The 20,991-nt window shown below is 60.2% G+C and carries 21 protein-coding genes; 15 read left to right on the top strand and 6 right to left on the bottom strand.

Annotation, left to right across the window (positions count from 1 at the left end; all coding sequences use genetic code 11):
* Positions 1-213 precede the first annotated feature (213 nt).
* Positions 214-1,119, top strand: coding sequence for a formate/nitrite transporter family protein (locus HDF08_RS20885; RefSeq protein ID WP_179640569.1), 906 nt, complete (start codon positions 214-216; stop codon positions 1,117-1,119).
* Positions 1,120-1,230: 111 nt separating this feature from the next.
* A complete protein-coding gene (locus HDF08_RS20880; protein WP_179640568.1) occupies positions 1,231-2,238 on the top strand; it encodes a zinc-dependent alcohol dehydrogenase family protein in 1,008 nt (335 codons plus the stop codon).
* Between the two features lie 268 nt (positions 2,239-2,506).
* On the opposite strand, the gene HDF08_RS20875 is transcribed toward HDF08_RS20880, so the two are convergent.
* Together HDF08_RS20875 and HDF08_RS20870 are read right to left on the bottom strand one after the other, a co-directional pair.
* Complete coding sequence (locus HDF08_RS20875; RefSeq protein ID WP_179640567.1) at positions 2,507-3,487, bottom strand: substrate-binding domain-containing protein; 981 nt, start codon at positions 3,485-3,487, stop codon at positions 2,507-2,509.
* A gap of 158 nt (positions 3,488-3,645) precedes the next feature.
* Positions 3,646-4,638, bottom strand: coding sequence for a substrate-binding domain-containing protein (locus HDF08_RS20870; RefSeq protein WP_179640566.1), 993 nt, complete (start codon positions 4,636-4,638; stop codon positions 3,646-3,648).
* Between the two features lie 167 nt (positions 4,639-4,805).
* Between HDF08_RS20870 and mfd the strand changes: the two genes are divergently transcribed.
* The 8 genes from mfd to HDF08_RS20830 all read left to right on the top strand — a co-directional run bounded on the left by mfd (position 4,806) and on the right by HDF08_RS20830 (position 14,140).
* On the top strand, positions 4,806-8,606 hold the full coding sequence (mfd, locus tag HDF08_RS20865; RefSeq protein WP_179640565.1) for a transcription-repair coupling factor: 3,801 nt from the start codon (positions 4,806-4,808) through the stop codon (positions 8,604-8,606).
* Positions 8,607-8,850: 244 nt separating this feature from the next.
* Positions 8,851-9,330, top strand: coding sequence for a DUF3224 domain-containing protein (locus tag HDF08_RS20860; protein WP_179640564.1), 480 nt, complete (start codon positions 8,851-8,853; stop codon positions 9,328-9,330).
* Positions 9,331-9,439: 109 nt separating this feature from the next.
* Positions 9,440-9,913: a cupin domain-containing protein gene (locus HDF08_RS20855; protein WP_179640563.1), complete on the top strand. Its 474-nt coding sequence runs from the start codon at positions 9,440-9,442 to the stop codon at positions 9,911-9,913.
* Positions 9,914-9,927: 14 nt separating this feature from the next.
* Positions 9,928-11,721 carry a DUF885 domain-containing protein gene (locus HDF08_RS20850; protein ID WP_306459735.1) on the top strand — a complete coding sequence of 598 codons (1,794 nt, stop codon included), beginning with the start codon at positions 9,928-9,930 and terminating at the stop codon, positions 11,719-11,721.
* A gap of 37 nt (positions 11,722-11,758) precedes the next feature.
* Positions 11,759-12,049 (top strand): type II toxin-antitoxin system RelE/ParE family toxin, encoded by a 291-nt coding sequence (locus tag HDF08_RS20845; protein WP_179640562.1) that lies wholly within the window; start codon positions 11,759-11,761, stop codon positions 12,047-12,049.
* 48 nt (positions 12,050-12,097) lie between these two features.
* Positions 12,098-12,430, top strand: a complete 333-nt coding sequence (locus tag HDF08_RS20840; protein WP_179640561.1) for a HigA family addiction module antitoxin — start codon at positions 12,098-12,100, stop codon at positions 12,428-12,430.
* Between the two features lie 150 nt (positions 12,431-12,580).
* A complete protein-coding gene (gene galU / locus HDF08_RS20835; protein ID WP_179640560.1) occupies positions 12,581-13,477 on the top strand; it encodes a UTP--glucose-1-phosphate uridylyltransferase GalU in 897 nt (298 codons plus the stop codon).
* Positions 13,478-13,660: 183 nt separating this feature from the next.
* On the top strand, positions 13,661-14,140 hold the full coding sequence (locus HDF08_RS20830; RefSeq protein WP_179640559.1) for a ferritin-like domain-containing protein: 480 nt from the start codon (positions 13,661-13,663) through the stop codon (positions 14,138-14,140).
* Positions 14,141-14,301: 161 nt separating this feature from the next.
* On the opposite strand, the gene HDF08_RS20825 is transcribed toward HDF08_RS20830, so the two are convergent.
* Together HDF08_RS20825 and HDF08_RS20820 are read right to left on the bottom strand one after the other, a co-directional pair.
* Complete coding sequence (locus tag HDF08_RS20825) at positions 14,302-14,688, bottom strand: carboxypeptidase-like regulatory domain-containing protein (protein WP_179640558.1); 387 nt, start codon at positions 14,686-14,688, stop codon at positions 14,302-14,304.
* Positions 14,689-14,726: 38 nt separating this feature from the next.
* Positions 14,727-14,927, bottom strand: coding sequence for a hypothetical protein (locus tag HDF08_RS20820; protein WP_179640557.1), 201 nt, complete (start codon positions 14,925-14,927; stop codon positions 14,727-14,729).
* Between the two features lie 168 nt (positions 14,928-15,095).
* Between HDF08_RS20820 and HDF08_RS20815 the strand changes: the two genes are divergently transcribed.
* The 4 genes from HDF08_RS20815 (at position 15,096) to HDF08_RS20800 (ending at position 19,310) form a co-directional block, all read left to right on the top strand.
* Positions 15,096-16,604: a M20/M25/M40 family metallo-hydrolase gene (locus HDF08_RS20815; protein WP_373563246.1), complete on the top strand. Its 1,509-nt coding sequence runs from the start codon at positions 15,096-15,098 to the stop codon at positions 16,602-16,604.
* Positions 16,605-16,914: 310 nt separating this feature from the next.
* Complete coding sequence (locus HDF08_RS20810; protein ID WP_179640556.1) at positions 16,915-17,184, top strand: DUF1905 domain-containing protein; 270 nt, start codon at positions 16,915-16,917, stop codon at positions 17,182-17,184.
* A gap of 142 nt (positions 17,185-17,326) precedes the next feature.
* A complete protein-coding gene (locus HDF08_RS20805) occupies positions 17,327-18,154 on the top strand; it encodes a rhomboid family intramembrane serine protease (RefSeq protein ID WP_179640555.1) in 828 nt (275 codons plus the stop codon).
* Positions 18,155-18,359: 205 nt separating this feature from the next.
* A complete protein-coding gene (locus tag HDF08_RS20800; protein ID WP_179640554.1) occupies positions 18,360-19,310 on the top strand; it encodes an aldo/keto reductase in 951 nt (316 codons plus the stop codon).
* Here the strand turns inward: HDF08_RS20800 and HDF08_RS20795 are convergent.
* On the bottom strand, positions 19,307-19,588 hold the full coding sequence (locus tag HDF08_RS20795; RefSeq protein ID WP_179640553.1) for a hypothetical protein: 282 nt from the start codon (positions 19,586-19,588) through the stop codon (positions 19,307-19,309). The genes HDF08_RS20800 and HDF08_RS20795 overlap by 4 nt on opposite strands.
* Positions 19,589-19,888: 300 nt before the next feature.
* On the opposite strand from HDF08_RS20795, the gene HDF08_RS20790 reads away from it, so the two are divergent.
* Entirely contained in the window at positions 19,889-20,377 is a 489-nt protein-coding gene (locus tag HDF08_RS20790) for a hypothetical protein (RefSeq protein WP_179640552.1), read from the top strand.
* A gap of 68 nt (positions 20,378-20,445) precedes the next feature.
* Here HDF08_RS20790 and HDF08_RS20785 read toward each other — a convergent pair whose 3' ends face one another.
* On the bottom strand, positions 20,446-20,907 hold the full coding sequence (locus HDF08_RS20785; protein ID WP_179640551.1) for a gluconate 2-dehydrogenase subunit 3 family protein: 462 nt from the start codon (positions 20,905-20,907) through the stop codon (positions 20,446-20,448).
* Positions 20,908-20,991: the final 84 nt, after the last annotated feature.

Below are 20,991 nucleotides of genomic sequence, written 5' to 3'. Positions count from 1 at the left end.
GTCCTGCCGGACGGGCTCCCTGCGCGGGAGGCGGTCACTTCGTGACGCGTGTACCGGTCTCGGCAGGATTGGCAGCCTAGGTCCTCGCGATGCTCGGAAGAAATATCGTTCGCGACCAACGGGAGCGCCAACCGAAGCGGTATACACCCCACGAAGTGGGCGCCCTCCGCGTAGGAGGCCCGTCCGGCAGGACACAATCTGCATCTCACACTTATGCCCTACCGCCTCCGCCGCTACCCGCCCGCTCCTCCCACCAATCAGGACGCGCAAAAAAACCTCGAGCGCCCCAGCGCCCAGGACATCTACGACCAGGTCGCCAACAACGCCCGGCAAGAACTCGGCCGCTCCAGCATCTCTCTCGCCATCTCCGGACTCGCCGGCGGGATCTTCATGGGCCTCTCCGCCCTCGGCAACGCCATCGCCATCGCCCTGCTCACCACCCCCGGCACCGTCCCCACCCACACCATCTTCTTCGTCGGAAAGATGTTCTACCCCCTCGGCTTCATCGTCGTCATCCTCGGCCGCTCCCAGCTCTTCACCGAAAACACCCTCTACCCCGTAGCTCTCGTCCTCGCCGAAAAGAAGCACTTCTGGAAGACCCTCCGCCTCTGGGCCACCGTCCTTCCCGCGAACGTTCTCGGCGCTCTCACCTTCGCCGCCCTCGCCGCCCTCACCAACGCCGTCAATCCAAGCGTCGTGCAAGCCCTCGCCGCCCTCGGCCTCGAAGCCATCCACAACCCCGCCGCCACCATCTTCTGGAGCGGCGTCATGGGCGGCTGGATCATCGCCACCGTCGCATGGCTCGTCTCCGGGTCGCACTCCATCACCGGCTCCGTCATGATCATCTGGATGTTGACCTTCGTCGTCGGCCTCGGCAACTTCGCCCACTGCATCGCCACCAGTGGCGAGATCCTCGCCGCCGTCCTCATCGGCAAAGCCGCCTGGACCAGCTATCTCACCTGGCTCCTCCCCGCCGTTGCCGGCAACATCTGTGGCGGCGTCGGCATGGTCACCCTCCTCGAATACGGCCAGGTCATCTACGGCGGCGACGCCGAAGCCGAAGCCATCGCTCCCCACCCGAAGGAAGATCCGAAACAGGAAGACTCCACCAAAGCCTGACTGTCATTCCCTAAAAAAATCCTCAAAACATTCCTCAACCGATTCCAGCCCCCGCGCGAGTCGTTCTCCTCCTCCACTCATCCAAATCCATAATCAAGAAGGAGTCCGAACATGCCCGACACCGCGAAAACCGTAAAGATCGTCCGCTTCCACAAGATCGGCGGCCCCGAAGTCCTCCAGTTCGATGAACTCCCCCTCCCCGAACCAGGCAAAGGCGAGGTCCGTCTCCGCGTCAAAGCCATCGGCCTCAACCGCGCCGAGAGCATGTTCCTCCACAACCGCTACCTCGAATCGCCCGTTCTCCCCTCCACCAACGGCTACGAGGCCTCCGGCATCGTCGAAGCCGTAGGCCATGGCGTGGACACCAGTTGGATCGGCAAGACCGCAAGCACCACCCCAGCCTTCTCGCTCAATCAATACGGCGTCTACGGCGAAGTCGCCATCGTCCCCATCCACGCCGTCGCCGAGTACCCCGCCAAGCTCTCCTTCGAAGAAGGCACCAGCATCTGGATGCAGTACATCACCGCCTACGGCGCACTCATCTACTACGGCCATCTCACTAAGGGCGACTACGTCATCATCACCGCCGCCAGCAGCAGTGTAGGCATCGCCGCCATCGAGATCACAAAAGCCGAAGGCGCCATCAGCATCGCCACCACGCGCACCACCGCCAAAAAAGCCGAGCTCTTAGCACTCGGCGCCGATCACGTCATCGTTACCGAAGAAGAAGACCTCGTCGCCCGCGTCAACCAGATCACTGCCAACCAGGGCGCGCGCCTCGTCTTCGACCCCATCGGGGGCAAAGGCATCGAAGCCCTCGCCCACGCCACCGCTGTTCTTGGCACCATCTTCGAGTACGGCGCGCTGGCGATGGAGCCAACCCCCTACCCGCTCTTTACCGCACTCTCCAAGCGTCTCATCATCCAGGGCTATACCCTGCGCGACATCCTCGCCGACCCCATCAAATCTCAGGATGCGAAGAAGTACGTCTTCGACAACATAGTCGCCGGCAAATTCAAGCCCCGCATCGACAGAACCTTCCCCTTCGCCCAGATCGTCGAAGCCCATCGCTACATGGAATCAAACGCGCAGATAGGAAAGATCGTAGTAACGCTCTAAGGAACCTCTGATTAAGTTGTTATTTGGGAAGATCGGTAAGAATAGCTTTTGCTTCTGGGTAGGCCAAGGCTTTAGCCTTGGCAATCAAACCCGCCAAAGACGAGGGCTTTAGCCCCTGGGGTCTGCTTTCGTAGCATCCATCGTCTGCAAGTGATTCTTATAAAGATTAACTGTCATCCTTCGACTACGCCTCTCGCAGTTTCATCGCGGAAGGACAAGTCGAAGGATCTGCTGCTGCTCAAACCGCCAACCCTCTCGTTTCAACTGGCTACGGCGCCTTATCCTCACCGATGTTCAGCATCGCATCCACATTATTCTTGTCGATCAGCGCAACCCCGGTATCGATAAACATAGCAACCGGCGAAAACGAATCCAGCGAGTAGTCCTGCGCCAACGGCTTCAGCGGATAGTGATGAATATCGTCCAGCGCCTTCAGCCCCACCATCGCCATCGTAAAAGGCTTCTGCGAGATGGTCGAATCGATCGTCCCATCCTTTACCCCTTGCAGCACTGTCTGATCCGTATCCATCGCGACCAGCACACGATCCTTCACATTCGCCCGTCGAAACGCCTCCGCCACATCCCTGCCTGAAGCCGCCTCCACGCAAACAATCGCATCAATCCTGTTCGCACCCGTTCGCGACAGATAATCCCGCGTCTGATCCATCGCCAGACCCGAGTCGCCCTTCATATCGAACACATCAACCACCTTGATCCCCGGATAGTGCGACAGCGCGTCTTTATACCCCTTCAACCGCTCATCGATGTTCGGCTGTCCCGGAATCGAAAAGAACGCCACATTCCCCTTGCCATTCAGCTTAGCCGCAACCCGCTGTCCACCCAGTCGCCCCGCCTGCAGATTATTCGTCCCAATAAAATACGGCCGCCCGCTCGCCGGAGCATCGGAGTCCATCGTAATCACCGGAATCCCCGCTGCCAGCGCAGCATTAATCTCCGGCGTCATCAACTGCGCATTCGCCACCGACACCAGGATCCCCGCAGGCTTGCGCGCCACCACCGTGCGAAACTCCGTCACCTCGCCCTGCGGATCGAACGTAGTGGTCCCGCGCATCTCCGACGACACCCCATACTCAGCCGCCGCCTTCTGGAACCCTGCATTAGCCGCCTTCCAGTAGGGCAGGTTGATGTTGGTAGCAATCAGGTAATAGTGCTCGTCTTTGCTGTGTCGGGTGCATCCCGCCAGCACTGGAAGAAACATAGCCAAAAGCAGGAAAAGAGATCGCCTCATAAAAGAGTTCATCGTCATCCTCTGGCAAAACTTCTGTCCGAACCGAAGATCATCGAAATCGGTACCGGTACAGGTCACTTCCTGACAAGTTCTTGGGGAGAGGAGCCCGACACTACTCAAAATCTTGAACAACTGTTCCATCCGCAGAGCGGCCAGACCTACTGATTCGCCTCCCTCTGCTTCTTCATGACCGCGCTCAGATTCGTCTTATCCACCAGGGCAACCCCCGTATTCACGAAAGCCGGAAACGGAGAGTAAGGATCCAGCCCAAAGTCGCCGTCCAGCGGCTTCACTGGATAGTGATGGATATCGTCCAGCGCCTTCAATCCCAGAAACGCCATCGTGTACGGCTTCTGCGAGATCGTCGAATCAATCGTCCCATCGCCCACCAGCTTCAGCGTGTCCGAGTCCACATCCATCGCAATCAGCAGGCGGTCCGTAGCATTCCGCCGCTTGAAAGCCTCCGCCACATTCGCACCCGACCGCGAATCCAGACAAATGAAAGCATCGACCCTCGCTGGCGCCTTCCGCTCAAGGTACTCTCCCGCCTTATCCAGCGCCGTACCCGGATCCGCCTTGATATCGAACGTCTCCACAACTTTGATTCCCGGATATCCCGCGAAGATATCCATATAGCCCTTCAACCGCTCATCCAGATTCGGCTGCCCCGGATTCGTAAAGAACACGACATTCCCCTTACCGTTCAGCACCGCGGCAACGCGTCGTCCGCCCAGCCGTCCAGCCTCCAGATTATTCGTCCCGATAAAGTACAACCGCTTGCTCTCCGGCGAATCCGAGTCAATCGTAATCACCGGAATACCCGCCGCAATCGCCGCATCGATCTCCGGCGCCATCAACTGCGAGTTCGCTACCGACACAAGAATGCCCGCAGGCTTCCTCGCTACCATCGCCTTGAACTCATCCACCTCGGCCTGCGCGTTTAGCCCCGCCGGCCCGCGCGTATCGACTGAAACGCCATACTGCGCGCCCGCGGCTGCAAATCCCGTTGCGGCCGCCTTCCAATAAGGAACCGCTGTATTCGTAGCGATCAGATAGTACTGCTCACTCTTGCTGTGACGAGTGCATCCCGCAATCAGTGGAAGCACCACCGCTAAAAGCGCAAAAAGATACCGCTTCCTCAAAGTATTCATGTCCATCCTCCGGCAGTATCTCTGTCCGAAGCCGAAAAACTTGTCGAAATCGGGCAGCAGCGCAGGCTCTATTTCCCTGCGGGTGCCAGATACTACTCCAAATCACTCGGCGGAGTAAACCCGTGCAGACTCCGCCTGATAACTCCACTTGATAAACTCAATTCAGCATGGTCCTACCCTTCGTCCGCGAGCTCCTCGCAGACCTGGAGCACTCTGAAGCTTTTGAGCGTGTACGCCGCCACCTCAGCGGAGGCACGGGGCGCAGACGTGTCTCCGGACTCACCTTCACCGCCCGCGCCCTCTATCTTCCCTTCTTCGTCCGCGCCGCCCAGGCCCCCTGCGTCATCATCGTCGCCGACAACAAAGCCGCCGAAGCCCTCCAGGCCGCCGTCATCAGCGCCTGCGAACTCACCGGTGCCCTCGCGCCCGAATCCGTCCTCCGTCTTCCCGCACATGACGTCCTCCCCTTCGAAAACCTCTCGCCCCACCCCGAAATTCAAGAGACCCGCGCCGCCACCCTCTGGAAGATCGCAACCAATCAGGCCCGCCTCGTCATCGCCCCAGTCGAAGCCGCCTGCATGCGTCTCTTCCCCCGCGACTACTACCGCGCCCTCACCCTCCACCTCAAAGTCGGCGAAGAGTACATGCCCGACATGCTCGTCGAGCACCTCCTCTCCGTCGGTTACACCAAAGTCGACGTAGTCGAGATGCCCGGCCAGGTCACCCTCCGCGGCGGCATCCTCGACATCTACTCCCCCGAGATGGACCGCCCCGTCCGCGTCGACTTCTTCGGCGACGAGATCGAATCCATCCGCCGCTTCGACCCCGACACCCAACGCTCCGCCTCCACCCTCGACAGCGCACTCCTCCTCCCACTCACCGAAACCCCAGTCACCGACAAGCTCCTCACCGCCATCAACGCTCGCCTCACCCGCGCAGGCAAAGCCGGAGCCGCAATCGAAGGCGGCGAAGAGCCAGCCGAACTCCTCACCCACGTCAGCACCCGCACCGGTGAATACGGGGTCCCCGGCGATGCTTCTTATCGCCGGGGTGTAGAAGCCACCATCTTCCCCGGCTGGGAGTTCTTCGCCCCCGTAGCCGGAGCCAACCTCACCCTCCTAGACCTCCTCAGCGCCAGCAGCCCCACCGCCCCGCGCGTCTTCCTTGAAGAGCCGGCCATGATCAAAAATCAAGGCGAGCGCTGGTGGAACAAGATCGAGCAGCGCCACGAGCGCTCCGGCATCGGCAACCTCGTCCGTCCCGAAGACATCTACCTCTCCCCCTGGGATCTCGACGACCGCCTCCACAAGTTCTCCGGCATCGAGCTTGACCAACTCGGCGCAGTCGACATCCTCGACGCCGACCGCAGCGACCTCTCCGAAGTCGACTTCGCCACCCGTCCCACCATGCGCTTTCACGGCTCCATCCCAGCCATGATCGACGCCATCAACTCCCTCATCAAACAGGAAGCCCGCATCCTCCTCACCGCCCCGAATCAAGGCGAAGTCGAGCGCCTCGCCGGCCTCCTGCAGGAGTACCAACTCCCCTACCGCCTCGGCTCCCGCAACGAGAGCCCGGGCTCCTCCACCGTCTACACCGAGTCCAGCTACCTCGGCGGCAACACCATCGACCTCCGCACGCCCGTCATCGTCAAAACCCCCATCGCCGCAGGCGTCCAGATCCTTGAACTTCGTGAACGAGCCCTCGACAAAGGCACCGCCCATGGCCAGATCGTCATCTTCGGCGCGCAAGACCTCACCGACGACGCCGACGTAACCGCCCGCCCGGTCCGCCGCGGCAAATCCAAAGCCGCCGCCTTCATCTCCGACTTCCGCGACCTCGCCGTAGGCGACTACGTAGTCCACGTCGAACACGGCATCTCCCGCTACTGCGGCCTCCGCGTCATCGAAGAGAACGACGCCCCGCCGCTCGAACTCATGATCCTCGAGTTCGCCGACGAAGCAAAACTCTACGTCCCTCTCACGCGCCTCGACCTCATCCAGAAGTACCGCTCCAGCGAAACCGGCCCACCGCCAGAATTAAACAAACTCGGCACGCAAGCCTGGCAGAAGACCAAAGCCCGCGTAAAAAAAGCGATGGCCGACATGACCGCCGAGCTACTCAAGCTCTATGCGCAGCGTCAGGCCGCCGTCGGCACACCCTTCTCCCCCGACACCAACATGCAGCACGAGTTCGAAGATGCCTTCGACTTCAACGAAACCGACGATCAGCTCACCGCCATCGCCGACATCAAGGCCGACATGGAGTCAACTCGCCCCATGGACCGACTCCTCTGCGGCGACGTCGGCTACGGCAAAACTGAAGTCGCCATGCGAGCCGCCTTCAAAGCCGTGCAGGACTCCAAACAAGTAGCAGTCCTCACGCCCACAACCGTGCTCAGCTTCCAGCACTTCGAGTCCTTCAAAAAACGCTTCGCCAACTTCCCCGTCAACATCGAGATGATCTCCCGCTTCCGTACCGCCAAAGAAAAAAAGATCATCCTCGAAAAAGCCGAAGCCGGCAAGATCGACATCCTCATCGGCACCCACGCCATCCTCTCCAAAGACCTGAAGTTCCAGGACCTCGGCCTCCTCGTCGTCGATGAAGAGCAACGCTTCGGAGTCCGCCACAAAGAGCGCCTCAAGCAGATGCGCGCCGCGATCGACGTGCTCTCCATGTCCGCCACGCCCATCCCGCGCACCCTGCATATGTCACTGATTGGGTTACGTGATATGTCCGTCATCGAGACCCCACCCAAAGACCGCATGGCCATCCAGACCATCGTCGCCAAGTTCGACGAAAAACTCATCCGTACCGCAGTCGAGATGGAGCTCGAGCGCGGCGGCCAGGTCTACTTCGTCCACAACCGCGTAGAAACCATCTACGAACTAGCATCCAAGATCCGCGAACTGGTCCCGCAAGCCCGCATCGTCATCGGCCACGGCCAGCTTCCCGAAGCCGAGCTCGAGCGCGTCATGCTCGCCTTCATGAACCACGAGTACGACGTCCTCGTCGCCACCAGCATCATCGAAAACGGCCTCGACATCCCCCTCGCCAACACCATCATCATCAACCGCGCCGACCGCCACGGACTCAGCGAGCTCTATCAACTCCGCGGCCGCGTTGGCCGAAGCAACCGCCGCGCCTACAGCTATCTCCTCATCCCACCCGAAACCGAACTCACCGAAGTAGCCCGCCGCCGCCTCGCCGCGTTAAAAGAATTCTCCGACCTGGGCGCAGGCTTCAAAATAGCCGCCCTCGACCTCGAACTCCGCGGCGCAGGCAACATGCTCGGCGGCGAACAGTCAGGCCACATCGAAGCCATCGGCTTCGAGATGTACACCACCATGCTCGAGGAAGCCGTCCGCAAGATGAAGGGCGAAGAAGAAAAACCCGCCCACGCCAACACCGTCATCAACCTCGGCATCTCTGTCCGCATCGACTCCGACTACATCCCCGAAGAGAACCAGCGCCTCCGCATGTACAAGCGCATCGCCGGCGCACAAACGCAAGCCGACCTCGCCGACGTCCGCGCCGAACTACAAGACCGCTACGGCACACCACCAGAAACAGTCTTGAATCTCCTCGCCGCAGGCGAAATCCGCCTCCAGTGCGAGCAACTCGGCATCTCCCAGCTCGACCGCAAGCGCACGCAAGTCGAACTTCCCAACCCCAACGGCAATAGCGCCCGCGGCGGAGGAAAAGCCCAACCCATCAAGACCTTCGTCGAGATGCTCCACGTAAAATTCGCCGCCGTCAACGCCGACCCCTCCCACTTCACCAACGGCAACAACAAAACCGTAGACCCCGCCACGTTGATGAAGCTGGTCAGCCGCAACACCAAACGCGGCGCCCAGTTCACCCCCCAGGGAACCCTCCGCTGGCCCCTCCCCTCCGCAAAATCCGAAGAAGTCCTCTCCGAAACCCGCGCCCTCCTCGACGCCCTCGACACTACCCTCCCCAACTAGTCTCCGCACTCGTCCTCTAAGCACGCGAAGATCCGTTTGTGCCTTTGCCTTTGCCTTTGCCTTTGCCTTTGCCTTTGCCGTTGCTGTTGCCGTTGCCGTTGCTGTTGCTGTCTCTGCTGTCATCCTGAGCGCAGCGAAGGATCCCGAAGCACTCAGCGCGCCACAACCGTGCGAACCTTTCAGCCGCAAAGCCACCCCACACCTCATTGACTCACTCACACCAATAGCCGATGATGGCCGCAACATGAAGACCCTCCTCTTGTGCCTGACCCTCGCCCTCACCGTAACTCCTGGAGCCAATCCCCAGGCGAGTAAAGCAGCCGAGGCCACCCAACACGCCACCGGCTCCTTCGACGTAAAGATAGCCCCGCAGCCCGCCGACGCAACAGCAGGCTCGCCCTCTATCGCCCGCATGCTCATCGACAAGCACTTCCACGGCGACCTTGAAGCCACCAGCAAAGGCACCATGCTCGCCGTAGGCTCCGGAGCCAAAGGCTCTTCAGGAGGCTACGTCGCCCTCGAGATCGTCACCGGCACCCTCAAAGGCCACACCGGCACCTTCTTCCTTCAGCACACCGGCACCATGATGCGCGGCACCCCCACACTCAGCGTCACCGTGGTCCCCGACTCCGGTACCGGCCAGCTCATCGGCCTCGCCGGCGCAATGTCCATCAACATCGTCGACGGCAAACACTCCTACGACTTCGAATACACTCTACCGTAGCGCCCTGAACGCAGCTCCTCACTACTCTCCGTAACCTTTTCCTCCACTCGGTGTCCTAATAAGCAGTCACCGAAGCCGTCCTCCTCGTATCGAGACGGGAAAGGGTCTTATGCATCAGCCCATCCAGATCGGTAAACTCACCATCACCTTCCTTCAGAGCCGCCATGAGACCCAGGGCGCCGCGGACGTCTTCGAGCTCCTCATCCCACCTCACGCTCACCTCAACATCCCCCACCTTCACCGCGAATCCGAAGAGACGGTCTTTGCGATGAACGGCATCACGACCTGGATCGTCGACCAGCGCAAAATCACCCTCCATCCCGGACAGCATCTCTACATTCCGCGCGGCACCGTACACTCCTACCTCAACGATCAGCAACAAACCGCCCGCATCATCTGCCTGCTCACCCCCGGCCTCCTCGGTCCCGAGTACTTCCACGAGCTCTCCCGCATCCTCAAAGCCGAAGACCCACCCAATCTCGCCGACATCGGCAGCGTCATGGCCCACTACGACGTCATCCCGGCGGGCCTCCCGTCCCCGCCCGTCCAGGATCACGGCCCATTCATCCTCACTCTGCCGTAAACTGGTCGCACCTCATGACCAGCCGCATCTTCGCCTCCAAAGCCCTCTTCGTCGCCGCTCTCGCCCTCCTCCCCATGCGGCCCGCCCACGCCCAGCACCTCTCGGCCGACGGCGGCGGCCAGACCTTCAACTACCTCGCCGATCAGTACTTCTCCGACGTCTACTTCCACTTCGGCCCCACCGCCGGCACCTCCGCGGGCCTCCATCAGTACGACGACAAGCTCGAAGACTACTCCGCCGCCAACATCCAGAAACAAATCGCCGCTCTGCACACCTACGAGAAGAAAGTCGAAGCCATCGACCCCTCCGCACTCGACGCTTCCGTAGCCGGCGACCGCGCCATCCTCCTCAACAACATCCGCAGCACCCTCCTCACCCTCGAGGTCATCCGCCCCTGGGAGAAGAATCCCGACAACTACTCCACCGGCATCACCGCCTCCGCTTTCGTCATCATGGAGCGGCCCTACGCCTCAGCCGACACACGCCTCAAATCCCTCATAGCCCGCGAAAACCAGATGCCGCAGGTCCTCCTCGAAGCTCGCAAAAATCTCAAAAACCCTCCGCACATCTACACCGAAATAGCCCTGGAACAACTCGACGGCGACATAAGCTTCTTCCAGAACGACGTCCCCTCCGCATTCACTGATGCCACCGACCCCGACACCAAGGCCGCCTTCGCCAAATCGAACGCCGCTGTCATCGAAGCTCTCAAATCCTACGAGGCCTGGCTCAAATCCGATCTCCTCCCCCGCTCCAACGGCGACTTCAAGTTCGGCGCCGACACCTTCGCCAAAAAACTCAGCTACGACGAGATGGTCGACATCCCCCTCGATCACCTCCTCGAGATCGCCTACGCCGACCTGCACAAAAACCAGGCCGAGTTCGCCCGCGTAGCCAAAGAAGTCGACCCCACCAAAACTCCGCAACAAGTCCTCGCCGAACTAGCCACCATCCACCCCGCACCCGACAAGCTCCTCAGCACCTTCAACGACACTTTCTCCAGCCTCATCGACTTCATCAACACCCACCACATCATCACCATCCCCTCCAAGGTCGAGCCCACCTTAGAGGAGACCCCGCCCTTCGAGCGCGCCACCACCTCGGCCTCCATGGACCCGCCCGGCCCCTTCGAGACCCACTCCACCAAGGCCTACTTCAACGTAACGCTGCCTGAAAAAACCTGGACTCCCGAACACATCGCCGAACACATGTCCGAGTTCAACGTCGGCACCATCATCTCCACCAGTGTCCACGAGGCCTACCCCGGCCACTACATCCAGTTCCTCTGGACCCCGCAGTTCCCCTCCACCATTCGCAAGGTCCTCGGCGCCAGCACCAATATCGAAGGCTGGGCCCACTACACCGAGCAGATGATGCTCGACCAAGGGTACGGCCAACCCGGCACTGGCGCCCAGAACGAGCGCGAAGCCAAACTCATCCGCCTCGGCCAGATTCAGGACGCCCTTCTCCGCGACGCCCGCTTCGTCAACTCCATCAAGCTCCACACCGGCCTGGGCACCCCCGGAGGTCAGTGGACGATCGACCAGGCCGTCAACTTCTTCGTCACCGACGGCTATCAGTCCCACTCCGTCGGTCTCGTCGAAACCAAGCGCGGCACCGCCGACGCCACCTACCTCTACTACACCCTCGGCAAGCTCCAAATCATGAAGCTCCGCGCCGACATGATGAAAAAACAAGGCACAGCCTTCAACCTCCAGGACTTCCACGACAACTTCATGCGTCAGGGATTCGCTCCCATCAAAATCGTCCGCAAAGCCATGCTCCACGACGACTCCCCCGTCCTGTAATAGGACACTGTACCGCTGTGTGGTACAGTGCCGTACAATGATTACGAGTTGGCGCGAAACCTGGCTCAGGAACTTCTTCGAAAACGATACTCGTTCGAAGAGAATCCCTGCCGACCTCGAAGACAGGCTATTCCGCAAATTGCAGTTGCTCGACGATGCAACCAGCGACGCAGACCTTCGCGTCCCACCCAGCAACCACTTCGAGAAGTTGAAAGGTAAATTGGAGGATTGGCACTCAATCAGGGTCAACAATCAATGGCGGCTGGTATTCCAATGGAGCGGCGGCAAAGCTGCTCAAGTCTACTTAGACAATCATTCTTATCGCTGAACATCATGCTGTCAGTTTGAATCTGGAAGCCGGTATCGGAGAACCTCTATGTTGAACACAAAAAGAAAGCCAGTCACAGTAGGTGAGATGTTGACGGAAGAGTTCATGGAACCGCTCAACATAACTCAGATCGAGTTAGCAGAAAAAGCGGGACTGCCACGGAAACATATCAATGAGCTGTGCCGTAACCGCCGCGCCATCACCGCAGATACTGCCTTGATCCTGGGGCGTGTCTTCGGCAACTCCGCCGACTTCTGGCTGAACACACAGCGCCGGACAGATCTGTGGGAAGCCATGCACACCCCCAAACGTCTATCGCGCATTCAGCGGGCCAAGCCGATAAAAAAATCGTACAAACTCAACCCCGCACTTACGGCATAGTCTCCTTAGCCCAACCGCCCATAAAAGCTGCCCTACTGATTTCAAAGATCCAACTTTCTTCCCGACCCGATCGGGCTATTCCACCATTCCTCCAGCCCTGTTAGCATTTTCAAAGTCAACCTGCATCCAACAAAATTGATGACATCAAACATGACTCCCCAAAAAATCCGCAAAGCCGTCTTCCCTGCCGCAGGGATGGGCACCCGCTTCCTTCCCGCCACCAAAGCCATGCCCAAAGAGATGCTATGTCTCGTCGACAAGCCGCTCATCCAGTACGGCGTCGAAGAGGCCGTAGCCGCCGGCTGCACCGAGATCATCATCGTCACCGGCCGCGGCAAGTCCACCATGGAAGATCACTTCGACTCCAGCCCCGAGCTCGAAGCCTCCCTCGCCGCCAAGAACAAAACCGCCCTCCTCGAAGTCGCCCGCTCGGTCTCAAAGCTCGCCAAGATCACCTACACCCGTCAGCCCGAACCCCTCGGCCTCGGACACGCCGTCCTCATGGCCAAAGAGCTCGTCGGCAACGAGCCCTTTGCCGTCATCCTCCCCGACGACCTCGTCGACGCCACCACCCCCTGCATGAAGCAGATGGTCGAAGCGTTCAACGAAACCCAAGCCGCGAACGGAGAGATGTCCAGCATCCTCGGCTCAGAGATCGTCGAAGGCGCGGCCATCCAGAACTACGGCTGCCTCGACTGCACGCCCGACCCCAAAAACCCGCGCTTGCTCGCCGTCAAAAATCTCGTCGAAAAACCCAAACCCGAAGACGCGCCCTCGCAGAATGCGATCATCGGCCGTTACATTCTCACCCCGCGCATCTTCGACATGCTCGAGCACATCACCCCCGGCGCAGGCGGCGAACTCCAACTCACCGACGGCATCAAGGCGCTCCTCCAGCACGAAAAAGTCTACGGCTTCGTCTACGAAGGCAAGCGTCACGACGCCGGCGACAAACAAGGCTACCTCCGCGCCACCGTAGAGTACGCCCTGAAACACAAAGACCTCGGCCCCGCCTTCCGCACTTGGCTAAAGTCCTTTCCCGTTTAGCTACCCGTTTGCTGGCATTGCTGTTTATCCGGCTCCTTGGTCATTCCGCAACAACGCGGAGGAATCTGCTGTCGCAGCTGCTAACGCAGCAAAAGCTGATTCGTTCCCTCGCCGCCCCAACGTGCACTTCCATTCCTGCATCTCACAAGCGAGACCACTACCGCAGAATCAACTGGAGAATTCATGTCCGACCAAAAAGCAAGCGCAACACCCACCGCCATCACCCGCGAAAAACTAATCGACCTCCTCAACGAAGATCTCTCCCGCGAATATCAGGCCATCATCGCCTACGTGAACTATTCGCAGGTCCTCAAAGGCGCCCAGTACATGAACATCGCCGACGAGCTCGCGGTCCACGCCACCGAAGAGCTTGCCCACGCCATCGCCTTGGCCAACCACATCGACTATCTCGGCGGCATGCCCTCCGTCACCCCGAAGCCTGTAAAGACCTCAGAAAAGAACGAGGACATGCTCCGCTTTGACCTCGAAAACGAGACCGAGACCATCCGAAACTATCGCCGCCGCATCCGGCAGTGTGATGAGCTCAACGAGTTCGCCATCGGCGAGTCCATCCGCGAGATCCTCATGCAGGAGCAGGACCACCTCATCGCCTTAGCCACAGCCCTGGGCGTAGACCCACCCAACCCAGGCATCGCCGACTAGCGCGTTCCCGCAACCAGCCCAAGGTCCTCCTTCCGACCAAAGGGAGGACCAAGCATGTCGACCAAACCAGGACAAGGTATACAAGTCACGAAGTGACCGCACTCCGCGCAGGAGGCCCGTCCGGCAGGACATATCTTTTATCTGTACGAGACCAGGGCGAGCTACTTCCCAATCTTCAAATCAATAAAAAACTGATTCTTGTTATCGAACGAGCTGATCGTCTTCACGGCGCTCTTCTTCCCATTACTCTCCGCCCAGATCTCATAGTCGGTATTCTGCGCCAGCTGCCCAAACCGGTAGCCGCCCTCGTCATCGGAAAAGTAGCTCTTCACCGTCAGGCTATGGTCATCCTTCAGATAAACCACCGCACCCTTCACAATCGCCCCGCCGCTATCCATCACCTTGCCCTGCACAACCCGCTGCACAGGGCCCCGCTGCTCCGCCACCGCATAGACCGACAGCACAGCACCCGCGACAACCACCATCGAACAAAAGGCGAGGATCACTTTACCAGCAGACGAACGGAGCAAGAACCCGGTACGCTTCATAGTTTTCAGTATACGGCTATCCCCATCCAGATCAGCCGTTACTCCTCTTCCTCTTCGTCGGTATGCGTCACATCTTCATCGTCATAACCCGCCTCGTCGACAGCCGCCAGCTCCAGCGGATCCACAGAAACCACCTCGAGATCGACGCCGCACTCATCGCACTGCACCGTCTCTCCCTCTTCCACCTCATCGACGTCAACCACAATCGGGTTATCGCATTCAGGACAAACAACAGCCATGATCGTGCCTCCAGGATCTTTGGGCCCACTCGCCCGTCTATAGGATTACAGGAACATCCCCGGGGACGTCCTTGCTATTTATCCTTGCTATTATTTAGCGGCCCTCCCGCGCCTACGTCAAGCATACGATCTACCCCGTACTTCGGTTTTTTGCACAAGGAGAAATTCGTGATCGCTCGATCCGCACGCCCAGCCCTCTCTCACCTCCTCGCAACCTCTGCGTTCGCCTGCACCCTCCTTCACGCGCAACAACCCCTCCCCACCGGCAAGCCCATCACCCCCGCGCCAGCCGACCCCGTCATCGCCGCCGCCCTCGCCCAGGTCTCCCCCGACCACATCAAAGCCACCATCACCAAACTCGTCTCCTTCAACAACCGCAGCACCCTCTCCAGCCTGGACACCGACCTCGCCCCCAACACCGGCGTCAACGCCGCAGCCGACTGGATCGAGTCCGAATTCAAATCCATCTCAGCAGCCTGCAGCAACTGCCTCCAAGTAAAGCGCGACACCTTCACCGAGCCCGCCGGCACCGCACCCAACGCCCGCATCACCAAACCCACCAAAATCAGCAACGTCTACGCCATCCTCCACGGCACCGACCCCGCCCAGGCCGCCCGCATGGTCCTCGTCACCGGCCACTACGACTCCCGCAACTCCAAAAACGAAAACACCCACGACCCAGCCCCAGGAGCCAACGACGACGCCAGCGGAGTCGCCGTCTCCCTCGAGTCCGCCCGAGTCCTCAGCAAACTCAAACTCCCCAGCACCATCGTCTTCGTTGCCGTAGCCGGAGAAGAGCAAGGCCTCAACGGCAGCGCCCACCTCGCCAAACTCGCCCGTGCAGAAAACTGGCAGCTCGAAGCCGTCCTCAACAACGACATCGTCGGCGGCGACACCACCCCCGGCAACTCCACCCCCCCCAACATCCAGGACAAGACCACCGTCCGCGTCTTCTCCGAAGGCATCCCCGCCAACGCCACCCCCGAGCAGCTCCGCGCCATCGAAACCCTCGGCGCCGAAGGCGACTCCCCATCCCGTGAGCTAGCCCGCACCATCGTCGACGTCGGCGCCACCTACTTCCATCCCACCTCCCAGCACGCACCTAACCCCCCAGGCAGCCGCGTCCACAACAACCTCATGCGTATGGTCCCCGCCTTCCACCCCGTCCTCATCTTCCGTCGCGACCGCTTCCTCCGCGGCGGCGACCACACCAGCTTCAACCAGGAGGGCTTCGCCGCCGTCCGCTTCACCGAGTGGACAGAAAACTTCGATCACCAGCACCAGGACGTCCGCACAGAAAACAACACCCAGTTCGGCGACCTCCTCCGGTACGTCGACTTCTCCTACGTCGCCAACGTAGCCCGTCTCAACGCCGCCACCCTCGCTACCCTCGCCTCCGCCCCCGGCCAGCCGCAGAACGTCCGCATCCTCACTACCGCCCTCGACAACAACACCGAGCTCACCTGGCAGCCCCCCGTCGGCGCCCCCGCCAACACCACCTACGAGGTCGTCTTTCGGGAGACCGACCAACCCGTCTGGACCGACTCCGAATCCGCTGGCTCCGCCCTAAGCCTCAAGCTGGCCATCTCCAAAGATAACGTGGTCTTCGCCGTCCGCTCGGTCGACCCCGCCGGCCACCGCAGCGCAGCCGTCCTCCCCACCCCACAGCGAAAATAAGTGTCCCGCCGAACGGGCCTCCTGCGCGGAGCGCGGGCGTTCGCACACCTCTTTAAAGCTTCGCTTGGTCCTCCCGTTGGTCGGAATCATCTTCCGTCGCGATCAACGGGAGCGCCAAGCGAAGCGGTATACAAGTCACGAAGTGACCGCCGCCCGCGCAGGGCGCCCGTCCGGCAGGACACAGCGCTGGAAAACAGCTCCAATCACAGTATGTCTCATCATCCCGCCGTAGCTCCTTCCGTCATTTCAGGACTAGTATTGCTCCAGGCAAACTGAGCTCATCTCCGGATGACAGGAGGTCACACACCCAATGCTGAACAAAACTTTCACCGCCACCCTGCAAAAAAGCCCTGCAAAAGGTGGTTGGACTTACGTGGTTTGGCCCGACTCAGTAAAATTCTTCGGCACGCGCGGTCTCGTTAAAGTCACTGGAAAGATCGACGGCCAGCCCTTTCGCAGCTCCTTCATGGCCCTCGGCGACGGCACCCACAAACTCCCCGTAAAAGTCGACATCCGCAAGGCAATCGGCAAGCAGACCGGCGACAAGGTCAAGGTGCAGCTCGAAGATCGCATCGACTAAACCCGGAAAACAACGTTGGAGTAAATCCGGAGAATAACCGCAAGCCGTCCCATTTTGATGAAAAAATCGACGCCGTCTGCGCAAATCGGTGCAAACACTCCCCACCGTCGAACCGGAGAACCTATGATGAAATAACAAAAGCATGCCCCGTTCCGGCCCCATCTCGCTCGCTCTCCCCGCCTTCGAAGGCACCACCCGCAAGCTCATCCTTCTGAACGTCGGCTCCTTCTTCGGCCTGCTCCTCCTTCGCTGGCTCGCCCCACAGCTTCAAGCCGTCCTCCTCTCCCACCTCATCCTCGAGCCCTTCGCCGTCCTCCACGGCGAAATCTGGCAACTCCTCACCTACTCCTTCGTCGAACAGGGCATCCTCGGCATCCTCTTCGGCATGCTCACCCTCTGGTTCACCGGCTCCCTCCTCGAGCCCTCCTTCGGCGGCCGCTGGCTGGCCGAGCTCTACCTCACCTCCGTCATCGGCGGCGCCCTCCTCGCCTCCGCCATCTCCTTCACTCACGTCCTCGGCCTGCGTCCCGACATCGTCGCCGCCGGAGCCTGGTCCGGCATCTTCGGCCTCATGGTCGCCATCGCCATGATCTTCGGCGATCAGGAGTTTCTCCTCTGGTTTGTCCTTCGCATCAAGGCCAAGTACATGGTCGCGATCTACATCCTCATCGCCGTCGCCATCCTCCTCAAGCAGGCCGACAGCTTCAACGCCCTCATCCAGCTCTCGGGAGCTCTCTGCGGCGGCCTCTTCGTCAAATTCGCCCCCCGCCGCGGCCTCGCCTTCGGCCTCTCCGAACAGTACTTCGGAGTCCGCAACCGCTACTACCGCTGGAAGCGTCGCCGCGCCGCCCGCAAGTTCGAGGTCTACATGAAGAAGCAGAACCGCGAGGTCCACTTCGACAAGGACGGCCGCTACGTCGACCCCGACGAACTCCGCAAGAACCCCAACGACAAACGCTGGATGAACTAGCCGGCGCTGGATGAAATGGATCGCACGGCCCCGCAGGGTTGTCTAGCGGAACCATATTTCATCGCGACCAGCGGGAGCGCCAACCGAAGCGGTATACAAGTCACAAAGTGACCGCCGACTCCGCAAACAGGTCTTCGTTTGTGGGGTGACTAAGCGCAACGGAATCCTTTCGTCCTGCCCCGCATCGAACAGCGCAGAGGACCACGTGCAAACCAGACCCCTAGGCCAGACCAACCTCCAGATCGTCCCCCTCATGCTAGGCGGCAACGTCTTCGGCTGGACCATCGACCAGCCCACCTCCTTCAGCATCCTCGACGCCTTCACCGATCGCGGCTTCAACTTCATCGACACCGCCGATGTCTACTCCCGCTGGGTCGCCGGCCATCGCGGCGGCGAATCCGAAATCATCCTCGGCAACTGGTTCAAGCAATCAGGCAAACGCGACCAGATCGTCCTCGCCACCAAAGTAGGGATGGACATGGGCGACGGCAAATCCGGCCTCAGCAAAAAATACATCCTCGAAGCCGTCGAAGCCTCCCTCCACCGCCTCCAGACCGACCACATCGACCTCTACCAGTCCCACAAGGACGACGAGTCCACGCCCCTCGACGAAACCCTCGAGGCCTACCAGCAGCTCATCCAGCAAGGCAAAGTCCGCCACATCGGCGCCTCCAACTACAAACCCCAACGCCTCACCCTGGCCGTCGAACTCGCCCAGCTCAGCAACCTCCCCGTCTACCAAACCCTCCAGCCCGAGTACAACCTCTACGACCGCCAGGACTACGAACAAAACCTGGCCCCCATCGCGGAAAAATTCCACCTCGGCGTCGTCCCGTACTTCTCCCTCGCCAGCGGCTTCCTCACCGGCAAGTACAAGACCATCGAAGATACCAAAGGGAAGAACCGAGGCTCTCGCGTAGAAAAATACTTCGACGACCGCGGCAAAAAAATCCTAGCAGCCCTCAACGAAGTCGCAGAACAAACCGGAGCGAAGCAAGCCTCCATCGCCCTCGCCTGGCTCCTCGCCCAACCCACCATCACCGCACCCATAGCTAGCGCCACCAGCACCGACCAGCTCGAAAGCCTCTTCGCCGCCGTAGACCTCAAACTCGACCAAGCTGCCCTAAACCAGCTCACCCAAGCCAGCGCCTACTAAATTACTTGTAGTTTCGCAGCGCGCGCTCCTTTCCCTCCCCCAAAAAATCGGGTGCCCCATTCATCGCGCTCTTTGCGATGAGTGGGAAAGTAGAATCCAACCCTGCCAGATCTTGCTGTTGTTCTTGCCATTGCCGTTGCTGTTGTTCTTGCCATTGCCGTTGCTGTTGTTTTTGCCATTGCTGTTGCTGTTAGATTTTCGCCGGGTCCTGCATCCTGCTCACTAAGGTTTGCCTCCTCGCCATTGCCCGCAGCGGTCGGCCCATAAAACCCTGTCAAGAAATCTTGTCAAGCCCCGAAAACCGCCAAACCCAAACCACACAGCAACTTACCCGTGGCGTATTAGTTTCCCTCCATGCCGTAAAATAGAAGCAGAGAACACAAAAGCCCCGAGCCAACAGGCCGGGGCTTCCGTATTTACCACCATCACCCAGCAAAAGGAGCTAAGTCCTTTGCTGCCACATATCTGCACGTAACTCCTTTGCCTGCACGTATTTAGAGGTCTAATCTCCCGCTATCTCCATGCAGCCAAAAGACTTACACGCAGGCAATAAGGGGGGGTACCCCCGGAGGAAACCCATGCAATACACGCTCTGTCGCCATGTCAAGGCCAACGGCACCCGCTGCCAGGCCCCATCGCTCACCGGCCAGACCTGGTGCTACTTCCACTCCCGCCTCCACCAAAGCCACCAGAAGTTCCGCTACACCGGTGCCGCCCGAGGCTACCTTATGGCCGGCCAGCACATCGAGCTCACCACCCTAGAAGACCGCGAGTCCGTCCAGGTCGCTCTCTCCACCGTCATCAACGCCCTCGCCACCGGCAATCTCGACATCCGCCGCGCCACCGCCCTGCTCTACGGTCTGCAGCTCGCCTCCAACAACGCCTCCAGCCTCATCACCAAACCCTACGCAGCCAGAGTCGTTCGCGACGTAGAGTCTAGTCCCGAAGGCCTCGACCTGGCCCAGCCCGGAGCCACCATTGAAATCGACGAAGACTACGATCCCCGAGCCGACCTGGCCCTCGACGATGAAGAAGACGAAGACGATATCGAAGACGAGGAAGACTAGGAAGAAAGGCCGATCTTGGGAACCGGCTTTTAAACCCCTCGTTGCCCGGCTCCAGCGCAGCAAAACCCTTAGGCAGCCAGCGCCAGGGTATGGCTATGGAGGTCTGCGAGCCAGCGGGCAAGGTCGAGCCTTCGGCTGATCAGGTCGCGCGTGGCGATCAGGCTCAGGATGGCGTCCTGCAGGTCGGTGTGGAGCTCCGTGAAGGAGTAGCCGGTGCGAGTGCGGGTAATCGTCTCAAGCTCGTCCAGGCCCAGGCGATAGTCGAAGGAGATCGGAGGAGCCGGAGCATCGACCTCGGCCTCGCCCGCGCTCGTGGTCAGGCTGGCGTCCAGCCGGCAAGCCGCATAACGCGACCCCGGATGCGACAGCAGCAGCGTAATGGCCTGCAGCGTAGCAAACTGGCTGGGATTCAGGTTCTGCGGGATATAAAGGGTGCCGCTGTCGATCAGGCGCTTCAACCAGACGGTCGGCGTAGGGTCAGTGATGACGCGCAAAGGAGTTGCAGTCAGCTGTTCGGCGTTGATGGCCACGATACGGCTCTCCTGTTGTTTCGGGCACTGCATATCAAGACGTCCCTCGCTCCTTATTGGACGCCCGATGAGCGAGGAAAAGAC

The sequence above is a fragment of the Tunturiibacter empetritectus genome (genome assembly GCF_013410875.1).
Classification (GTDB): Bacteria; Acidobacteriota; Terriglobia; order Terriglobales; family Acidobacteriaceae; genus Edaphobacter; species Edaphobacter empetritectus.
The sequence above is the reverse complement of the archived record's forward strand: the minus strand, read 5'-3'. Positions and strand labels throughout refer to the sequence as shown.